The sequence below is a fragment of the Flavobacterium sp. NRK F10 genome (genome assembly GCF_024054235.1).
In the GTDB taxonomy this organism is placed as follows: domain Bacteria; phylum Bacteroidota; class Bacteroidia; order Flavobacteriales; family Flavobacteriaceae; genus Flavobacterium; species Flavobacterium sediminis.
On record NZ_JAMXLC010000001.1, the window covers coordinates 1,800,019 to 1,819,878 of the forward strand.

A 19,860-nucleotide genomic window follows, 5' to 3' on the forward strand; every position below is an offset into this window, starting at 1 on the left:
CTTTGTAAAATGTTGGTTTTCAGTGTTTTTGTTAAATATAAGTTTCTGGCACAAAATTCCTTTATATTCAGTTAAAAACAATATATGGACACTATCATCAGTCGTAAAAATAACAAAAAAAAGCAACTAGCCATAGCAGGAATTATTATTTTAATCCTGACATTCATAGTGTATGCCTCTTTTACTAAAAAGAAAAGCTATACCGTAAAAAAAGGGGAGATTTCCATTAAAACCGTTCAAGATGATTATTTTGAAGATTTTATGGTATTTCAGGCTTTGACGGAACCCTTGAATTCTATTTTAGTAAATATTGTAGAAGGAGGTTCAGTTCAGGAAATTTTTGTAGAAAACGGAGATTTTGTTCAAAAAGGGCAGCCTTTGGCTCGCTTGTATAACCCGAATACTGAATTGAACTACATGCAGCAGGAAACGGCCATTATTGAGCAGATCAATAACCTCAATAAAGCTAAGCTTGATCTGAGAAATCAGGAATTAAGTTTGTCTAAAGACCTGATCGGTATAGAACATGATTATCAGGATGCTAAAAACCAATATGATTTAGATAAAAAGTTATACGAACAGGAAATTCTTGCCAAGAACGATTGGGAGAAGACACAGGAAAACTTTCGTTTTCAGAAAGAGCGTATGAATATCATTAAACAGAGTGTTGCCAAAGAAAAGCAAGCCAATACTATTCAGATAGGACAATTGAACCAGTCTATCACTACCATGGAAAAGAGCTTAGCCGTTTTACGGGATAATAAAAAGAATTTTTTAGTCTTAGCCCCGCTATCAGGAAGATTGTCCTCTTTTGAGCCGGTTTTAGGGCAGAGTTACACTCAAGGGCAGGTTTTAGGAAAAATTGATGTGATGAAAGGGTATAAATTAGTAGCGGATGTAGATGAGTTTTACCTCAGTAAAATAAAAAAGGATCAGCAAGGGAGTATAGATTTTAACGGTAAGAAAATTCAGGTTATAGTAGATAAGGTTATTCCTGAAATTGTAAACGGTCGATTCAAAGTAGAATTACAGTTGCCGGAGCAAGAAAACTTAGATCTGAGACAAGGATTGAGCTTCGGAGTTCGGTTGGTATTATCTGGAAAAACAAAAACAACTGTTTTGCCTAAAGGTAGTTTTTATAATGAAACTTCAGGAAAATGGATATTTGTAGTAACCGGAGAAAATAAGGCAGAACGAAGAACAATTAAATTAGGCAAAGAAAATCCTTTATATTACGAAGTATTGGAAGGACTTAAGCCGGGAGATAAAGTGATCACTTCAGGTTATCAGGATTATAAAGAGATTGAAGTGTTAAATTTAGAAAAATAAGCAGAATGAATTTTTTACGTAAACCAAAATTTTTAACCACAATAGTTTTATTGCTTGCAATAACTGTTCAGGCGCAAGATTGTAATTGCGAATCAAATTATGAATGGGTCAAAAATACTTTTGAAAAAAATGATGCCGGTTTCCAGTATGCCGTTGACAGAAAAGGAAAAGAAGCCTATGAAAAGCATTGTGAACAAATGCTTTTGAAAATTAAGAAAGCAACCACCAAAGTCGAATGTATGAAATTGTTATACGAATGGATGACATTTTTCCGTTCGGGGCATATAGCCATAAAACCTAAAAGGAGTATGGCAGGTGATTCTGATAATGAGCCTCAAACAAAATCAGTAAGTGAAAATTGGGAAACGATAGCTGAGAAGAAAATACTAGCATTTGAAAATAAGATACAATCTAAAAAAGAAGCCGATTACGAAGGGATATGGTTCACAGACCCTTACACTATAGGGATACAAAAAAAAGGAGATTCTTATATAGGATTTATTATTACAACGACAGCAGAAACCTGGAAAAGAGGTGAAATAAAACTGATATTTTCAGAAAAAGAAGGTGTGTTTTATATGAGAGATAAGTCCGAGATGCCTTTTTCAGAAGTGAAACTGATAGGGAAAAATCACCTGCAACTCGGAAATAGATTTTTATTAAAAAGAGAAAAACCTCTTTTTGAAGAAGATCATGAGATCAAGGAACATTTTAGGGCATTACAGGCAAAAGAACCTTACCTTGAGGCCTTAGACGATCATACACTATTTTTAAGAATACCTTCCTTTAGTGCATCATACAAAAAAGCAATTGACAGTGTAATCCTTAAAAACAAAGACAAAATACAGAAAACAGAAAACCTCATCATCGATGTGAGAAACAATGGAGGAGGAAGCGACGGAAGTTTTGCTGAAATTTTACCTTTGTTGTATACCAACCCGATTCGCACAGTAGGAGTTGAATTCTATTCAACAGAACTGAACAACAAAAGAATGCTTGATTTTATCAATGATCCTAAGTATGGTTTTGATGAAGAAGATAAAAAATGGGCAAAAAGCGCATACGATGAATTAGAGAAATCGAGAGGTCACTTTGTCAATTTAAATGACGATAATAAGGTAGTCAGTATAAAAGAATTTGACACCGTTTATCCTTACCCTGAAAATGTGGGAATTATAATAAATAACGGTAACGGAAGTACAACAGAACAATTCTTATTAGCAGCTAAGCAAAGTAAAAAAGTAAAATTGTTCGGAACAACAACACTCGGGGTCTTAGACATATCTAATATGTATTTTATAAATTCTCCCTGTGATGAGTTTGAGCTGGGATACTGTTTGTCGAGAAGTATGCGAATTCCTGACATGACCATTGATGAAAAAGGAATTCAGCCCGATTATTATATTGATAAATCCATACCGGATTACCAATGGATAAAATTTGTAGAAGAGAGCATAAAGCAACATCAATCAAAAAACGAATAATATGATACAAATTAAAAACCTTTCAAAAACCTTCCGAACAGAAGAAGTGGAAACAAAAGCATTGAATAACGTTTCTTTTCAATTAGAACAAGGCCAATTTGTAACCATTATGGGGCCTTCAGGAAGCGGTAAATCTACTTTATTGAATATTGTAGGTCTGCTAGATAGCGCTGATGAAGGACATTACATTTTATTAGAGCAAGAAATGATTGCCCTTAAAGAACAGGAAAGAGCTAAAGTGAGAAAACAAAACATCGGATTTATTTTTCAGAATTTCAATTTGATAGACGAACTTTCTGTTTTTGATAACATCGAATTACCACTTATTTATAATGATGTTCCGGCAGCTCAGCGCAAACAAAAAGTAGAGGCAATTGCTGAACGTTTAGGCATTGCACACCGATTGAAACATTTTCCTCAGCAATTATCCGGCGGACAGCAGCAACGTGTGGCGGTAGCTCGTGCTCTGATCAATGAGCCTAAAATCATTTTGGCCGATGAACCTACCGGAAATCTGGACTCTAAGAACGGAAATGAAGTGATGGAGTTATTAACGGATCTGCATGCTCAGGGAGCTACAATTTTAATGGTAACGCATTCTGATTATGATGCTTCTTTTTCACAAAAAACAATTGTGATGAAAGACGGAATGATTATTTCCGAGAAAAATAATAACAAAAAAGTAGACATATTAATTTCTTAAAAAATAAGATCATGTACAGAATCATAATTTATTTAGTGGTTGGTTTAATGAGCTTGATGCTTAGAGCTCAGGTTTCAGAGAATCGTCAGGTGGAATCTTTTTCAAAATTAAAAGTGTCCAATACTATTGAAGTGTTTTATACATTCAGTACTATTCAATCAGTTAAAGTATATGCCGATGATGCTCAAAAAATAGCTTGCGTAAAAACAGAAACTGAAAACGGTGTGCTCAAGGTTTATATTGATACAACAGAATATTTTAAAAATACTAAAAAGAAAAAAAGTAAAAGCGGTAGAAATTGGAATAACGGAGTGTCATTTGAGGTTCTAAAAGTTGAGATCTCCGGTCCGTTTTTAAACGAAATTACAACCAGTACTTCCGCAGAAGTCAAACTTCTAAATACGAACAAGGCAAAAGAAGTGACCTTAAAAAGCAGTTCGTCGAGTAGCATTGAAGGAAGTTTTGAAGCCGACAAAATAACGATAGATAATTCATCCAGTGCTGATTGTGATATTCAGGTAAACACTCCGATGCTATTAGTAGAATCCAGTAGTTCAGCAGACGTAAAAGTGTCCGGAAAAGCAGCTACAGTAAAAGTAGGAAGTAGCAGTTCTTCTGATTGCGATCTGAAAAATTTAGAAGCTAAAGAAGCTTATGTAAAAGCAAATAGTTCAGCCGACGTAATGATACATGCAACAGCATTGTTAGAAGCAGAAGCATCATCCAGTGCCGATATTATCTATTACGGAGATCCGGATAAGATACGTATTAAAGAAAGCTCATCAGGCTCAGTTACTAAAAAATAATAATCATCCATCAAAAAACGAACAGTTATGCTTAACAACTGGTTACATATTTTTTATTATCACATCAAGAACAACAAGTTATTTACTATACTTAATATTCTAGGATTGAGTATCGGTATTGCCGCACTTGTTTTTTCGCTTTTATATTATAATGACGAAAAAAGTTATGACGCCTGGAATCCTGAAAAAGAAAAGGTCTTTGAAGTGTTACAGGACTTGGGCGGAGGCAATATCTGGGCTAATAATCCGGCACCTTTAGGGGCATATTTTGAAACCCAATTTCAGGAAGTAGAATCGTATTGTTATTTCAATAATTGGTATTATAATGAGATCATAAAGTATAAAGACAAAAAAGAAATATTAAAATTTGTTGATGCCCAAAAAAACTTTTTTGATTTCTTTCCCTTTGAATTTCTTCAGGGAGATCCTAAGGCATGTTTAAGCGAATCCAGTATGGCAATTTCAGATGTTGCCGCACAACGTATTTTCGGAGATCAAAACCCGATCAATAGAGAAGTTGAATATTCCGGTAGAAAATTAGTAGTTAAAGGAGTGTATAAATTAAACACTAAATCTTCTATAGCACCGGAAGCTGTTACCAATCTATTAGAATCAAAGCTTAAAAACAATAAGGATCATTGGGGAAATTATAATTTCGGACTACTTATTAAGCTTAAAGACCCTAATACAGCACCTGAGGTAAGAACTAAGATAGAGAAGGTGATGTATGAGAATACTTTGGTCAAATGGGCAAAAGAAGAAGGTTTAACTCCGGAAGAGTGGCTGAAAAAGTATGATGAAGAAGGAAATAAAGTAATCCTTGAAGCCTTGCAAACAGCACATTTACATTCCGTTATTGATAGTTATCCGGAATCTAAAGGCAATTATCAGTTTCTAATGATTATGCTGGGATTATCCGTTTTGATCCTGGTTCTTTCCATCGTAAATTATGTTAATTTGGCGACAGCCAATACTATAAAACGGGCAAAAGAAGTAGGCGTTAGAAAAATATTGGGCGCTACCAAAAATAATATTATTTATCAATTCGTTTTTGAAACTGTCATTTTCGTTTTGTTCTCTATTCTGTTCGCCTTAGTGATTGTAGAATTAGCATTGCCTTATTATAACGATTTTCTCGGTAAATCATTAGAGTTGAACGGAAGCCTGTTCTTTATTCAATTAATCCTGATCTTTTTTGCCGTAGTTGTTTTTGCCGGGATATTTCCGGCTTTGTATGTTTCCAATTTTGAAACGCTGAAGGTTTTAAAAGGAAATTTCAGCAGAAGCAAAAGAGGCATTTGGCTTAGAAACGCCATGTTGATCGTACAATTTGCCATAGCCTCTTTTTTTATTGTAGGTTCTTATATTGTATACCAACAAGTGCATTATATGGCAACCAAGGATCTTGGCTTTAGTGGAGAACAAGTGATCCGGATTTCTTATAGAAATAAATACGGACATAACGAGGAAGGTTATATGAAGAAAAACTTCTCTCGTTTTGAAATGATCAAACAAGAACTCGGAAAAATAAAAGGAGTTCGTGAGGTAGCATCCGGAGCCTTTAACTTTGGTGGCGGAGCAACTTCATCTTCCAGTTTTATCTATAATAATGTGAATATTCAGGGGCAGAATATGGCCATTGATTTTGACATGCTTCCTATGATGAATATTAAAATAAAAGAAGGGAGAAATTTATCATCTAAGTATGCTTCTGATACCATAAGCTCCATGTTAGTCAATGAAACTGCTGCAAAGATGATGAAAGATAGTGCTTTAGTAGGGAAAGAAGTAAACTGGAACGATCATAAATTAAAAGTAGTAGGAATCGTTAAAGATTTTCATATTTACGGACCACAGGCCGAAATTCCGCCAATGGCATTTTTTCATTTCAAAACGATCGACTGGATGTTGTCAAATCTTAGTCAGATGTATGTAAAAGTTGATCCTGAAAATTTAGAACAGACACTATCTGAAATAGAAAAATTCTGGGTTCAGAATGTGGACAACGAATATCCTTTTGATTATGATTTTGTGGATAAAAATTATGCCCGTACGTATGAACAGTACGTAAAACAGAAAAACTTGTTCTCACTTCTTAATCTGGTGGTGATATTAATAGCGCTTTTCGGTTTATTTGCTTTAGCAGCCTTTTCCATTGAGCGTCGTATGAAAGAAATAGCCATTCGTAAAACATTAGGGGCAGAAACCGGTTCTTTGTTAAAAGAATTGTCGAAACAATATATTGTATTTGGTATTGCCGGTTTTGCTTTAGCCATATTGCCAACGTATTACTTTCTGGAAAAATGGTTAGAGAACTTTGCTTTCAGGATATCGATCAGTATAATGCCGTTTGTTATCGGATTCATAGCCTTATTGGTACTAACATTAGTAGTAGTCTTGTCAAGAGCATATCAGGCGACTAAAGTAGATGTTTTAAAATATTTGAAATATGAATAAAAAGCTAATATATACTACGCTTTTATTGACTTTTAGTCTTCTTGTTACCGCCCAGTCAAAAATCTGGTCGTTACAGGAATGTATTGATACCGCTTTAGAGCAAAGTTTAGAAGAGCAGGTCAGGCAGTTGGAAGTAAAAAGAGCAGAAAGAAGTAAAACTTCGTTGATTCATTATTGGCTACCAACCGTAAATCTTGCAGGAAATCATTCATATAATTTCGGATCTACAATTGATCCGGCTACAAACGGCAGGGTCAGTTCCAATATTTTATACGATAATTTCTATCTCAATGCGTCTGTCAATGTGTTAGATTTTAATAATTTGGCACTAAAAAGCAAAAGTAAATTAGAGCTTGAAAAAGCAGAAGCCGAAAGAAAAGTTTTTGAAAATGAGTATAAATTACAAATAGCAGAAAGCTATTATCAGGCATTATATACCCAAGAGTTGGTTAAAATTAAAAGCGAACAACTTAAAAATTCTAAAAATAATTTAGACAGAGTTCTGAAAGAAGTTGAAATAGGAAGTAAACCGAAAAGTGATGAGTATGACATGCAATTGTCTTATAAGTCAGAGCAGGCACAATTAGTAGACAGTGAACAACAGTTAGTTCTTTTAAAATTGCAATTGTTCCAGTTGATCAATAAAACAGATGTTGAGGTACAAGAGATCGTATTAGAAGATTTTTCATCAGGAACCATAGATAAGGAGATACAAAATCCGAAATTAGATTTAGCAGAGACCAATTTTAAGATTAGTAAAAAAACAATTTTACAATATCGGGCGAATAGTTTACCGTCATTATCAGCTTATTATCAGTTTTCGACTTTTTATTACAAACCTCTGAATCAACCGGATGTTGCGGTCAGCGATTTACAAACCCAGTTACAGGACAATAAGAACCATCAAATAGGTCTCCAACTTAATATTCCTATATTCAACGGATTTAGAAACAGCAAACAAATAGCGTCTGCTAAAATAGAAACAGAGAAAAGCAAAGTGCAGATGACATTTGAGAAACAACAACTGGAGAAACAACTGGCTTTGGAAAATGAAAGAAAAGAACAATACAAACAGTTAGAATCCCGGTTTAGTGATGTTTTAGATTTTGCTAAACTCTCGTACAGAACATCTCAGTCAAAATTTGAGAGTGGTAAAATAGAAGCAGTGACATTTAACTCCGTAAAAAATCAGTTGTTACAATCACAATATGATGTCTTAAAAAATCAATTAATGATTCGGTTTACTACAATTAAGATGAATCTTTTAAAATATAACGAGTTGTAAATGAGCTTTTAATTCTGTTTTTTTAAAAGAAATAGTTGTTATTTTTCTTATTCCTAAAGGTTGAAAAACACTTTTAGGATTTTTTTTTGAAAAAAACATAAACTATAACGTTTGAGTTGCTCTTCTCTACAGGCTTTTGTAACAAAAGTGACAAAAGTCATGTTTTCTACTAAAATTTCAGGCGAAATTTGTTCTATAATTTAAATGAAAAGGTTATGAAAGCAAAACATAGAATAGTAGGATTAGTAATGTTTATGTTTTTGACATTCAGTTTTTTAAATGCACAAGAATATAAACTTTTATTAAGTGAAAGTAAATTAACAGTTGACGGGACTTCTAATTTACACGATTGGACAATAGAAGCAAAAACAATGTCAGGAACGGCTGGTTTTACAGTTTCCGGTACAGATATTACAGCGTTAAAAAATTTAACTTTTGTGGTTGAAGTAGAACAATTGAAAAGCGGAAAAAAAGGAATGGATCAAAATACTTTTAAAGCGCTGAATAGTTCTAAATATAAAACCATTAATTATAAAGTGACGAAAGTTCTTAAAGTAGCTAAAAATACAAACGGAACTTTTTTGATCGAGACTCAGGGCGACCTTACCATTAATGGGGTAACTAAAAAGATCACACAAAATTTTACCGCTAAGCTAATTGCTAATAAAATTCAGTTAACCGGTAAACAAACGCTTAATATGACGCACTATAGTGTAAAACCGCCTACAGCACTGTTAGGAACTATTAAAACAGGCGAAAGTGTAACAATAAATTTTTCAGTAGTATATCAATAAAATTTTACGAATCAACATAAAATCAACAGGTATGAAATCAATTATTAAATCTGCATTTATAATAGCTTTGTTAAGCTTATGCAGCAGTTTAGAGGCTCAAAACAGGGACTTAGATAATTTTAGACAACCGGACAAAAGAGGGTTGAATGTTTTTGAATCACCAAAAGATACCGCTTCAACTTTTGACAATGTAAAAGTAAGAATGGGAGGTTCCTTTGCGTTGCAGTATCAGGCGATAGATCATGAAAACGCAGATGGAGCGGCTGATTTGATAGCAATAACTAACAATTTTAACTTAGCTACAGCTAACTTAGATATGGATGTTGCATTAGCAAAAGGACTTCGTATGCACTTGAGAACCTATTTGTCATCTCGTCACCATAATGAACCGTATGTAAAAGGAGGTTATTTCCAAGTTGACAACTTAGATTTTGTTAAAGAAGGTTTAGCTTCAGATTTGATGAAATATGTGACTATTAAAGTAGGACATATGGAGATCAACTACGGGGATACTCACTTCAGAAGAAGTGATAATGCACAAGCTATATTTAATCCGTTTGTAGGGAACTATATTATGGATTCATTTACAACCGAAGTAGGTGGTGAAGTTTATTTCAGAAAAGATGGCTTTTTAGCTATGGCAGCAGTGACTAATACAAAATTAAATCAAAGTGTGGTCAGCGATGAAACTAATGGTAACGCAAGTCCTTCATTTGTGGGTAAATTAGGTTTTGACAAACAATTAAGCGATGATTTAAGAGTTCGTTTAACAGGATCTGTTTACAATACAGCTTGGGCAACCAGAACTTATTTATATGCAGGAGACAGAGCCGGTGCGAGATATTATATGGTAATGTCAGCTCCGGATGCTACTGCAGCGACAGATTTCAGATCAGGCAGATACGATCCGGGTTTCAATAATAAGTTAACTGCTATTATGTTTAACCCGTTTGTAAAATACCAAGGTTTAGAATTCTTTGGAGTATTAGAATTTACAAATGGTAGAAATTTAGGCGAAACAGATAGAAGAAAAGCCACTCAATTAGGAGCAGAGTTATTATATCGTTTCGGAGGTAATGAAAACTTCTATTTTGGCGGACGTTATAATACAGTATCAGCAGAAGATGCTTCAGGATATGATGTCGATATTACCAGATTTAATATTGGTGGCGGCTGGTTTATGACTAAAAACATCTTAGCTAAAGTAGAATATGTAAATCAAAAATATGACGGATTTGCACCCGGAAATAAACTGGATGGCGGTAAATTTAACGGATTTGTTGCTGAAGCGATAATCAGCTTCTAATCATAACTTTTTTCATGAGGCACGAAGATCATGTTTGGTCTTCGTGCCTAAAAAACAGAAATTATGAAAGCGCTTACATTTGTAATAGTATTAATCTTTAGTTTAGGTTTTACACCTGTAGAAACTACTAAAGTGATGATTACAGAGCAAAGCCAGATTATTATAAAAGGCAAGTCTAATGTTAATACGTTTCAATGTCAGTACGATTCGGCTTTGCTGAAAGAAGAGTATTGTATCACCTTTTTGAAAGCTAAAAACAGTACAATTTGCGACGGAGCTGTGATAGCGATCAAAAGTGACGGATTCGATTGTAAACATAGAATGATTACAAAAGACCTAAAAAGCATTTTAAGAACCGATGAGTTTCCGAATATTACAATTGAACTTATAGAACTTACACACAGTACCCCCCTAACGGCAAAAGTCAATGTCGCGATTGCCGGTCAAAGAAAAGCCTATGAAATTCCGGTACAATACCATGCAAAAGACAATAATGTAAAAGGAGTACTTAACCTTGATATTCAAGATTTTTCCCTTAAAGCCCCCAAAAAACTCCTTGGAGCAATAGTAGTAAACAATCAAGTTGAAATAGATTTTGACCTCTATTTTAGATATTGATAGTTTTAAATTTGGTTTTTTTAAAGCATCCCTTAGACAAGGATGCTTTTTTTATTTGCGGAAAATAACAAAAGTTTTACAAATTGATTTTTGCCCGTTATCTTTTTCAACTTATCTTTGCAATCTAAAATCAGTCTTAATAAAAGATTGTAAATAAGGAAATTAAATTACTAAGTACAATGAAGTTAGATCGTAAAGATATATTAAAAGCGTTAGAAACCATTACAGTTGCCGGAGAAGGTAAAAATATGGTGGAAAGCGGAGCAATACAAAATGTACTGACCTTCGGAGATGAGGTTGTCGTAGATTTGCTGCTTAATACGCCGGCTCTTCATATCAGAAAAAGAGCAGAGGTTGATATTATGAAAGTAATACATGAAAAGGTGTATGAGAAAGCAAAAGTAAAGGTCAATGTTAAAGTAGAAGTTCCGGAAAAAAAGGAAGAAGAGAACGTAATCAAAGGAAAACAGATTCCCGGTATTAGTAATATTATTGCCGTTTCCTCCGGTAAAGGAGGGGTCGGAAAATCAACTATTACGGCTAATTTAGCAGTGTCTTTGGCAAAAATGGGCTTTAAAGTCGGTGTTTTAGATGCTGATATTTACGGACCTTCAATGCCTATTATGTTTGATGTGGAAAATGCGAAACCGGTATCTGTTGAAGTGGAGGGCAAATCAAAAATGCAACCTGTTCAAAGCTATGGTGTTGAAATCCTTTCGATCGGATTTTTTACTAAACCGGATCAAGCGGTTATTTGGAGAGGACCAATGGCAGCGAAGGCACTGAACCAAATGGTTTTTGATGCGAACTGGGGCGACATCGATTTTATGTTGATAGACCTTCCTCCGGGAACAGGAGACATCCATTTATCAATTATGCAATCTTTACCTCTTACAGGAGCCGTTGTGGTAAGTACTCCGCAAGCGGTTGCTCTGGCTGATGCCAAAAAAGGAGTGGCAATGTTCCAGAATGAAAATATCAAAGTTCCCGTATTAGGTATAATTGAAAACATGGCCTATTTTACACCGGAAGAATTACCGGAGAATAAATATTATATTTTTGGTCAGGAAGGAGCTAAAAATCTGGCAGAAGATCTACAAATTCCGTTTTTAGGAGAAGTTCCTTTAGTACAAAGTATTCGTGAAGCAGGCGATTACGGACGCCCTGCAGCTTTGCAGACAGCGACTCCGCTGGAAAAAGCATTTGAGGAATTAGCCCGTAATGTAGTACAGGAAACGGTAAACAGAAATGACAATCTTCCTCCTACAGAAATTGTAAAAATAACAACTATGGCAGGATGTTCTGCTGTTAAAAAATAATGCCTTTCATAGCGCATAAACAAAAGGTATGACACAAGAAGAAGTAAAAAATAATATTGAAAAAGCACTGGACGAAATCCGTCCGTTCTTAAATTCTGATGGTGGAGATATTTCATTGGTTGAGATCGTTGACGGTAAACACGTAAAGGTTAGACTGGAAGGAGCTTGTACAAGTTGTAGTTTAAGTATCAGCACAATGAAAGCCGGAGTAGAAACGACTATCAAAAAATATGTACCGCAAATAGAAACAGTAGAGAATGTAGCTTAGGTTACAGAGTGAACTGTTCGAAAAAGTTAATTTAGTATTGCGTTTGGGGCGTCTCAAAACGAGTAAACTTTACACCGTAAAGTCCCATGCAAAAACTGATAAAAGTCATAGGGATTAAGTTTCACTTAAAAGAACTTTGCCCTGTAAAAAACCATATTTAAAATGATTGAAACAGATATAGTGATAATCGGTGCCGGGCCTACTGGTCTTTTTGCCGTTTTTGAAGCCGGACTGCTTCAAATGAAATGCCACATTATTGACGCACTTCCGCAACCGGGAGGACAATTAGCAGAATTATATCCTAAAAAACCTATTTTTGATATACCGGGTTATCCAGAAGTCTTAGCAGGAGATTTGGTAAACAATTTAATGGAACAAATTAAACAGTTTCAACCGGGTTTTACCTTAGGAGAAACTGCGGAAACAATTGATAAATTAGAAGACGGTACCTTTGTTGTAACGACTAAAGAAGGAACAAAGCACAAAGCTAAAGCAGTTGCTATTGCCGGTGGTCTAGGAACTTTTGAACCTCGTAAGCCGGTTTTAAAAGACATTGAATTTTATGAGTTAGAAGACAGAGGTGTTGACTATTTCGTAAAAGATCCTGAAAAATACAGAGATAAAAATATTGTGATTGCCGGAGGAGGAGATTCAGCCTTGGACTGGTCTGTTTTTTTGTCAAATGTAGCAAAATCAGTGACTTTAGTTCACAGAAGAAATGAATTCCGAGGAGCATTAGATTCAGTAGAAAAAGTAAAAGAATTAAAAGATGCCGGAAAAATTAAATTGATTACTCCTGCAGAAGTTGTTGGATTTAATGGTAGTGAGAGAATAACAGCTGTCGATATTGAAATTAATGGTGCTCGTATGAATGTAGAGTGCGATTATTTTATTCCTTTGTTTGGTTTGACACCTAAATTGGGACCCATAGCTAATTGGGGATTGGAAATCGAAAAAAATGCTATTAAAGTAAACAATGCTTTAGATTATCAGACCAATATTGACGGGATTTATGCTATTGGCGATGTGAATACATATCCGGGAAAATTAAAACTGATCTTATGTGGTTTTCACGAAGCAACTCTAATGTGCCAGAGTGTTTATAACCGAATCAATCCGGGAAAACGTTATGTGTTGAAATATACAACCGTTTCCGGTGTTGATGGTTTTGACGGAACTCGTAAAGAAGCAGAAAAAGCAGTTGTAAAAGCAATAGAGTAATGGCGCAAGACGTAAACATAAAAATAACAGACCGAAACGGAGTGACTCACGAAGTTTTAGCTCCTACTGATATGAATATGAACCTGATGGAGTTAATCCGTTCCTATGAATTAGCCGAAGAAGGTACTTTAGGAATTTGCGGAGGGATGGCTATGTGCGCATCTTGTCAGGTATATATCTTAAATGATGTGGTACCTATTGACCGAAATCCGGATGAAGAAGCGATGCTGGACGAAGCCTATCATGTTCAGCCAAATAGCAGGTTGGGTTGCCAAATTCCCATAACGGAAAATTTAGAGGGTTTAGCAATACAAATTGCACCGGAACAATAAAAAAAGCGAGAATTTTTTCTCGCTTTTTTGTTATCATAAATTAGCTACTACATCCTGCCATTCTTTCATTTCAGGAATTCCCGGTTTTCGTTTTCCAAAGAACTGAACGATCAGATCTCCCATTTCATTAAAAACTTCAATAGAAGTAACAATACCGTCTTCTGTAGGCTTTCTGACGATCCATGTTTGCGCGATCTTTGACATATCTAAATGCAGATTAAAGTCGGGGTCCATGATGTTAAACCAGTTTCCGTGCCATAGTGTTCTCTTGACCTCGCCTGTGTGGATCTGGATATTGCCTTTGTTTCCGACAAAAACCATAATAGGGAAATGTTCTTTTGCAACAGTCTCCAGCATGGAGGTTATTCTTTCTTTTCCTATAGGAGTTGCATAATATTCGCTCGGAGCCAGTCGCATGGCTTGAGTACGACTAACATTGTATTTTTTGAGTAGACCGAAATAATCATGTGTGTCTTTTAAGGTTTCCCATTCTTTCTGAAAGCTAACAATGTTAATTTCATGATCCGGTTTTTCATTCAGATCCAGTGAAACAGACTCAACAGTTTCTATAGCTTCTTGATTATCACTTTTGTATTTTGAGACCAATGCGTTAAAAGCCTCGTCATTGCTCTGAGGTGTTAGATAAATCTTATGAATCGCTAATCCGTCTTTGCTGAAAAACTGGAGACTTTTTCGAGTGCCGTGTTCTGATGTTTCTTCTACACTGAAGGCTTTTGTCCAAACAGAAGGAAAGATCCGTAGATCAATATCTTCACCTACAAACAAGCCGGCATAGGGGCTTGAAAAGTCAGCATTCAGATAAACTCCTTTACGCTCATGAACACATTCTTCATTGCGGGTAAGTGCCATAACTTTTCCTAAAGATTTTATCTCTTGTAGGATCGAAGTGATCTCCGGACGTAGCCGGATTACAGTTTCTCCAATTTTGGTGGCCAAAAGTTCAGCCTCGCTAACACCTAACTCAAGTGCAGCATTTCGTATTCTAAGAGAAGGATTTTTTGCTTTTAATTCATCCCATTTTTCTCTTAATGTTGCGGTTGTATCCATATTTTTATGTGTTTAAAATTTTAATTTCCAAATAGAATCAGTGGGTTGTTCGTAACAGGATTTCGACAAATAGTACAAGGGAAATTGTAAACGTCAGAAATAATATCATTGGTAAAAACGTCTTCCGGATGACCTTGTTTTGCAATTTGACCTTGTTTCATCAATACGATCGAATCAGCATATTGAGCCGCTATATTCAGATCGTGGAGAACCACCATCGCAGTATTGTTTAATTGTGTAAAATCTTTAATGTTTTTCATGATCCGGTGTTGATGTAGAATGTCCAGATTGTTCAGTGGTTCGTCAAAAAAGGCAAGCTTATGTTCAACCGTATTCTCAAGTTGTACCATAACTCTGGCCAGATGAACCCGTTGTTTCTCGCCACCGGATAGTTGGCTGTAATTTTTTTTAGCTAAATGTTCAATGCCTAAATCCAATAGCTTATTTTCTACAATTTCTTTATCAAGTAAAGATGGCTGGGAGTTAAAATAAGGATAGCGCCCCATTAACACGACATCTTCCACAAAAAGAGGAATATCATGATGATAATGCTGAGAGAATTTAGCTTTGTGTTTTGGCAATTCAGTAGAACTCCAATTTTCTAGCTTTTCCCCTTTAAATAAAATAGGGTGACCTTTTGACGTGATTTCGTGGGAAAGCAAACGAAGTAAAGTGGATTTTCCGGCACCATTCGGGCCTACAATAGCAATTAGCTTTCCCCGTTCTGCTTTGAGGGTAACGTTTCGGAGTAAGGTATTGTTTTTTACGCTATAGGATAATTTTTCTGCTTCTAACATGACTTATAACGTTTTTTTGTTTTTGATTAAAATAGCAATAAATACGGGGGCTCCCATAATTGCTGTTAAAATACCGATAGGCAGTTCTGAAGGAGCAGCAATAGTTCTGCTTAAGGTGTCAGCTCCCAGTAATAAAACGCTTCCGGTTACTGCTGAAAAAGGTAAAATGATCTGGTAATTTGATTTGAACAATTGCCGTAAGATATAAGGAACAATAAGTCCTATAAAACCGATAGTACCGCAAAAAGCAACTGAAGTGCCAACTAATAAAGAGGAAAACCAAATGATCTGTTGTTTCGTCCGCTCAACCGGAATGCCTAAGTGAGCGGCGTCATTCTCTCCCAGCATCATGGCATTGAGCGCCTTTCCTTTTTTGAGGATAAAGAAATAAGATACAGCGATGACACAAACTAAGATACCGTTCTTTGTCCAGTTAGCAGCAGCAAGACTTCCCAGATTCCAGAAAGTAAGATCTCTTAATTCATCGTCCTCTGAGAGGTAAATCATAAATCCGGTGAAAGCAAAACCTAGTGCGGTAATTGCAACTCCTGTTAACAACATCACGACAACATTGGTTTTTCCTTTTACTGTAGCAATTTTATAGACAGAGATCATAGTAATGACAGAACCCAGAAATGCCATAATACTGATTAATGAAAAATGGAAAACTTCAGGAAGTAAATTTTTCAAATGCGCCCCGAGAACAATTGAAATAGCGGCAAAAAGTGATGCTCCGGAAGTTATTCCGATCAGGTCAGGCGTAGCCAAAGGATTTTTAAACATTCCTTGCAAGCTTGTTCCTGAAACAGCTAGGGCACTTCCTACCAGTATAGCCATAATAATTCGGGGTAATCGTAATTCATAAAGAATATAGAAATCGGTTTCCGGGATACGGTCTTTATGAAAGAAAGTGTTTTTTAAAAGGGTAGAATAAGGCATTTCAAATTCATATACACCCACAAACAGAGAGGTAGCTGTAAGGAGTACCAACAGCATTATAATTGCCGATAGAAAGAAGTACTTTTTACTTTCCATTTTCTCGTAATAATGTATTTAATGCTACTATAGCTTCTCCCAGTCTGGGGCCAAACCCTGAAAGTAAAGCGCCATCCATAGCTATGATGTTTTTAAGTTTGCCGGCTTTTGTTTTTTCAATACCATCTATTTTTAAAACACCATCAATACCTCCTAAGCTTTCCATACCGCTTGAAAAGAACAAGACGTAATCAGGATTTGCAGCCAAGAGTGCTTCAGGAGTTAAGGGTTTAAAGTTTTCAAATGCTGTAATGGCATTAATGCCGCCGGATAAACCAATTATTTTTTCTATGGGAGTATTTTTACCGGCTACCATTAAAGTACCGGCTCCTCTGGCATAAATGAACAATACTTTAGGTTTTACAGTCAGTTCTTTCGCTTTTGAAATCTCCTGGTCAATTTTATGCTGGAGAAATGCATAATCTTTATGATTTAGTGTTTTAGCAATTTCTGCGATCAATTGTTTCGTTCCGGATACAGAAAATTCTTGCTTGTAAAATATCGTTTTTATTCCGGCTGCTTTTAAATTATTTGCCAGAGTAGGATTGATGTCTTTTTCAGTTCCTAAAACCAGATCGGGCTTTAAAGCTACTACAGATTCAACGGAAAGATTTCGAACATGCCCCAAGTTTTTGACTTTTAAAGAGGAAGGGTAGGTGCTGGTAACATCAGTTGCAATAATGTTTTGTTGAAAACCTAACTCGCAGATGATTTCAGTTACGGCACCGTTTAAACTTATGATTCTCAAAGATTTTTGTTGAGGATACACAAAGGCTGAAAGCAGAAATAGAGCTAAAAGGACTGTTTTTTTCATGAGTATTAGTAATTAATTTCGAAGCAAAAATATAAAATTTATTTAGAATAAATAAAAATAATATTTACATTTGCTGAAATTATTTTAATTAAGATTTATTATAAATAATGAAAAAAGGAATTCTAATAGGGTATGCTATATTAGGTGTTTTGAAACTTACAGCTCAAGAAAAGGAGAGGGATTCTATAAGTGTTAACGGACTTAAAGAAGTCGTTGTAACGGCTCAGTTTGAACCGCAATCGTTAAAAAAATCAGTTCATAATGTTAGAGTTATTACTGCTGCAGACATACAGAATTTAGCAGCTAATACTCTCGGTGACGTTTTGAACCAATATATAAATATTACCGTTCGCCCCAGTAGTAATACAGGTCGTTCTACAGTTTCAATGTTTGGTCTGGATGCCGGATATTTTAAGATTTTAATAGATAATGTTCCATTGGTAAATGAAGGAGGTTTCGGAAACAATATCGATTTGTCTCAGATAAATCTGAATGATATTGAGAGGATCGAAATAATTGAAGGTTCTATGGGAGTAACACATGGTGCCAATGCAGTTTCCGGAATCTTAAACATTATAACTAAGAAGTCTACTCCTGAAAAATGGGCAATAACAGCTACTGCTCAGGAAGAGACTGTGGGTAAAGAATTCTCTTTTTTTGAAGAAGGAAAGCATATTCAAAATGTAAAAACAGCACATACTATTTCTGAGCATTGGTTTGCCTCTGTGGGAGGTACTCATAATGATTTTAAAGGTTTTTTAGGAGATATGGAAGGGAAATATCATACAATTAATGACGGAACCAGAGGATATAGCTGGTTGCCTAAAGAACAATGGCAGGGAAATGCATTGATCTCTTATAAAAAGAATAATTTCAGAGCATTCTACAAGTTTGAAATTTTAGATGAAGTAATCGATTTTTACGGTTCGGCAGCTCAGTCCGGATACAGTTCTGAATACGGTGCCTATAAATATGGTGAAGATCAGAGGTATTATACAAACAGATTGTACCATCATTTGAATGTGGTAGGCAAATTGTTCTCGCAACTTAATTATAATGTTTCTGTTTCGCATCAGTACCAGAAAAGAGAAGTAGAAGATTTCAGATACAATATTACTAACGATGTGGAAATGAACAATTCAAGGAACAAGGATCAATCTATGGAAGTGTTTTATTCCAGAGGGACTTTAAGTAACTTTTTTAAGAAAAAGAGATTTGATATTCAACTCGGGTATGAAGCTGTTAAGAACAATGGCTTTGCGGTTGTTGATGATGAGGACAATCAAACCAAAGAAGTAAGTAAAGGAATCGATAATGTGGACCTTTTTGCTATTTCTGAGATCAATATTAGCGATAAATTGTCAATTCGTCCTGGAGCAAGATATTCTATACAATCTTTATTTGATAACCAATATGCTATTTCATTAGGGGGACGCTATTTATTGCCAAAAAATGTTGAAATAAGGGCTTCAGTAGGAAAATCGTTTCGGACACCTACTTTTGAAGAGCTATATAGTCAAATCATTTTTGACGGACATTATTTTGTAGGAAATGAAGATCTGGTTCCGGAAAAAAGTACTTCGTATGAAGTCAGTTTAAAAAAGAGAACCGTATTTGAGTCCGGATCTGTCTTGTCTAATAGTTTAATGGCGGGCTATATTGATGTAAAAGACAGGATTACAAGTGCGCTTACCGGATATGAGGCGGCAACTCCGATCTATGAATACATCAACATAAGCCAATATAACAGCATTACGATTTCTTCTACCAATCAGCTTAAAACGGGAAACTGGAATTTTAATTTCGGGATGTCTTTAACCGGAATTTCCAGATCAATGGACAATCTTGAGTTCTCTTCTGATGATCGTTATCTCTACAATTTCAACATAAATAGTAGTGTTTCTTATTTGGTTCCGAAATGGAAAACTACTTTTTCAGCATACTATAAATATACCGGTAAGTCCCAACAATATGTCGCCGGAACGGATGAATATGTTCTTTCTGAAATAGAGCCATATAGTTGGCTGGATGCATCGGTACGAAAATATTTTCTGAAAGACAAAATAGAATTGACTCTTGGTGCCCGTAACCTTTTTGATATTACTAATGTTAATCAATCCAACCTCAATCAAGGTGCCGGACATGCTGCATCGTCTCAAATGTTACTGGCTTATGGCAGGAGTTACTTTGTAAAACTAACGTATAACCTTAATTTTTAATATAC

18 protein-coding genes are annotated in these 19,860 nt (G+C 35.4%); 14 read left to right on the forward strand and 4 right to left on the reverse strand.

Going from position 1 to position 19,860, the window contains the following annotated elements:
* The first annotated feature begins 84 nt into the window (after positions 1-84).
* The 13 genes from NHF50_RS08200 (at position 85) to NHF50_RS08260 (ending at position 13,922) form a co-directional block, all read left to right on the forward strand.
* The gene (locus NHF50_RS08200) at positions 85-1,329 is read left to right on the forward strand and encodes an efflux RND transporter periplasmic adaptor subunit (protein WP_252775710.1); all 1,245 of its coding nucleotides are present in this window, start codon (positions 85-87) and stop codon (positions 1,327-1,329) included.
* A gap of 5 nt (positions 1,330-1,334) precedes the next feature.
* Positions 1,335-2,813, forward strand: coding sequence for a S41 family peptidase (locus NHF50_RS08205; protein ID WP_252775714.1), 1,479 nt, complete (start codon positions 1,335-1,337; stop codon positions 2,811-2,813).
* A gap of 1 nt (position 2,814) precedes the next feature.
* Positions 2,815-3,516 (forward strand): ABC transporter ATP-binding protein, encoded by a 702-nt coding sequence (locus NHF50_RS08210; RefSeq protein WP_252775716.1) that lies wholly within the window; start codon positions 2,815-2,817, stop codon positions 3,514-3,516.
* 11 nt (positions 3,517-3,527) lie between these two features.
* On the forward strand, positions 3,528-4,322 hold the full coding sequence (locus NHF50_RS08215) for a GIN domain-containing protein (protein ID WP_109569221.1): 795 nt from the start codon (positions 3,528-3,530) through the stop codon (positions 4,320-4,322).
* Between the two features lie 27 nt (positions 4,323-4,349).
* Complete coding sequence (locus NHF50_RS08220; RefSeq protein ID WP_252775718.1) at positions 4,350-6,779, forward strand: ABC transporter permease; 2,430 nt, start codon at positions 4,350-4,352, stop codon at positions 6,777-6,779.
* Positions 6,772-8,064, forward strand: coding sequence for a TolC family protein (locus tag NHF50_RS08225; protein ID WP_252775720.1), 1,293 nt, complete (start codon positions 6,772-6,774; stop codon positions 8,062-8,064). Before NHF50_RS08220 ends, NHF50_RS08225 begins: the two co-directional genes overlap by 8 nt.
* Positions 8,065-8,279: 215 nt before the next feature.
* Positions 8,280-8,858, forward strand: coding sequence for a YceI family protein (locus tag NHF50_RS08230; protein ID WP_109569223.1), 579 nt, complete (start codon positions 8,280-8,282; stop codon positions 8,856-8,858).
* A gap of 31 nt (positions 8,859-8,889) precedes the next feature.
* On the forward strand, positions 8,890-10,164 hold the full coding sequence (locus tag NHF50_RS08235) for a hypothetical protein (RefSeq protein ID WP_109569224.1): 1,275 nt from the start codon (positions 8,890-8,892) through the stop codon (positions 10,162-10,164).
* A gap of 63 nt (positions 10,165-10,227) precedes the next feature.
* Positions 10,228-10,782 carry a YceI family protein gene (locus NHF50_RS08240; protein ID WP_252775722.1) on the forward strand — a complete coding sequence of 185 codons (555 nt, stop codon included), beginning with the start codon at positions 10,228-10,230 and terminating at the stop codon, positions 10,780-10,782.
* Between the two features lie 179 nt (positions 10,783-10,961).
* Positions 10,962-12,101 (forward strand): Mrp/NBP35 family ATP-binding protein, encoded by a 1,140-nt coding sequence (locus NHF50_RS08245; RefSeq protein WP_109569226.1) that lies wholly within the window; start codon positions 10,962-10,964, stop codon positions 12,099-12,101.
* 28 nt (positions 12,102-12,129) lie between these two features.
* Positions 12,130-12,369, forward strand: a complete 240-nt coding sequence (locus tag NHF50_RS08250; RefSeq protein ID WP_109569227.1) for a NifU family protein — start codon at positions 12,130-12,132, stop codon at positions 12,367-12,369.
* Between the two features lie 162 nt (positions 12,370-12,531).
* Positions 12,532-13,590 (forward strand): NAD(P)/FAD-dependent oxidoreductase, encoded by a 1,059-nt coding sequence (locus tag NHF50_RS08255; protein WP_252775723.1) that lies wholly within the window; start codon positions 12,532-12,534, stop codon positions 13,588-13,590.
* Positions 13,590-13,922 carry a 2Fe-2S iron-sulfur cluster-binding protein gene (locus NHF50_RS08260; RefSeq protein WP_252775726.1) on the forward strand — a complete coding sequence of 111 codons (333 nt, stop codon included), beginning with the start codon at positions 13,590-13,592 and terminating at the stop codon, positions 13,920-13,922. Before NHF50_RS08255 ends, NHF50_RS08260 begins: the two co-directional genes overlap by 1 nt.
* A 33-nt stretch (positions 13,923-13,955) precedes the next feature.
* On the opposite strand, the gene NHF50_RS08265 is transcribed toward NHF50_RS08260, so the two are convergent.
* The 4 genes from NHF50_RS08265 to NHF50_RS08280 are packed head-to-tail and all read right to left on the reverse strand — an operon-like array spanning position 13,956 to position 17,636.
* Positions 13,956-14,990, reverse strand: coding sequence for a hemin-degrading factor (locus tag NHF50_RS08265; protein WP_252775727.1), 1,035 nt, complete (start codon positions 14,988-14,990; stop codon positions 13,956-13,958).
* Positions 14,991-15,010: 20 nt separating this feature from the next.
* Positions 15,011-15,787 carry a heme ABC transporter ATP-binding protein gene (locus tag NHF50_RS08270; protein ID WP_252775729.1) on the reverse strand — a complete coding sequence of 259 codons (777 nt, stop codon included), beginning with the start codon at positions 15,785-15,787 and terminating at the stop codon, positions 15,011-15,013.
* A gap of 3 nt (positions 15,788-15,790) precedes the next feature.
* Positions 15,791-16,822, reverse strand: coding sequence for an iron ABC transporter permease (locus NHF50_RS08275; RefSeq protein ID WP_252775731.1), 1,032 nt, complete (start codon positions 16,820-16,822; stop codon positions 15,791-15,793).
* The gene (locus NHF50_RS08280) at positions 16,812-17,636 is read right to left on the reverse strand and encodes a hemin ABC transporter substrate-binding protein (RefSeq protein WP_252775733.1); all 825 of its coding nucleotides are present in this window, start codon (positions 17,634-17,636) and stop codon (positions 16,812-16,814) included. Before NHF50_RS08280 ends, NHF50_RS08275 begins: the two co-directional genes overlap by 11 nt.
* A 107-nt stretch (positions 17,637-17,743) precedes the next feature.
* Between NHF50_RS08280 and NHF50_RS08285 the strand changes: the two genes are divergently transcribed.
* Positions 17,744-19,855, forward strand: coding sequence for a TonB-dependent siderophore receptor (locus NHF50_RS08285; RefSeq protein ID WP_252775735.1), 2,112 nt, complete (start codon positions 17,744-17,746; stop codon positions 19,853-19,855).
* Positions 19,856-19,860: the final 5 nt, after the last annotated feature.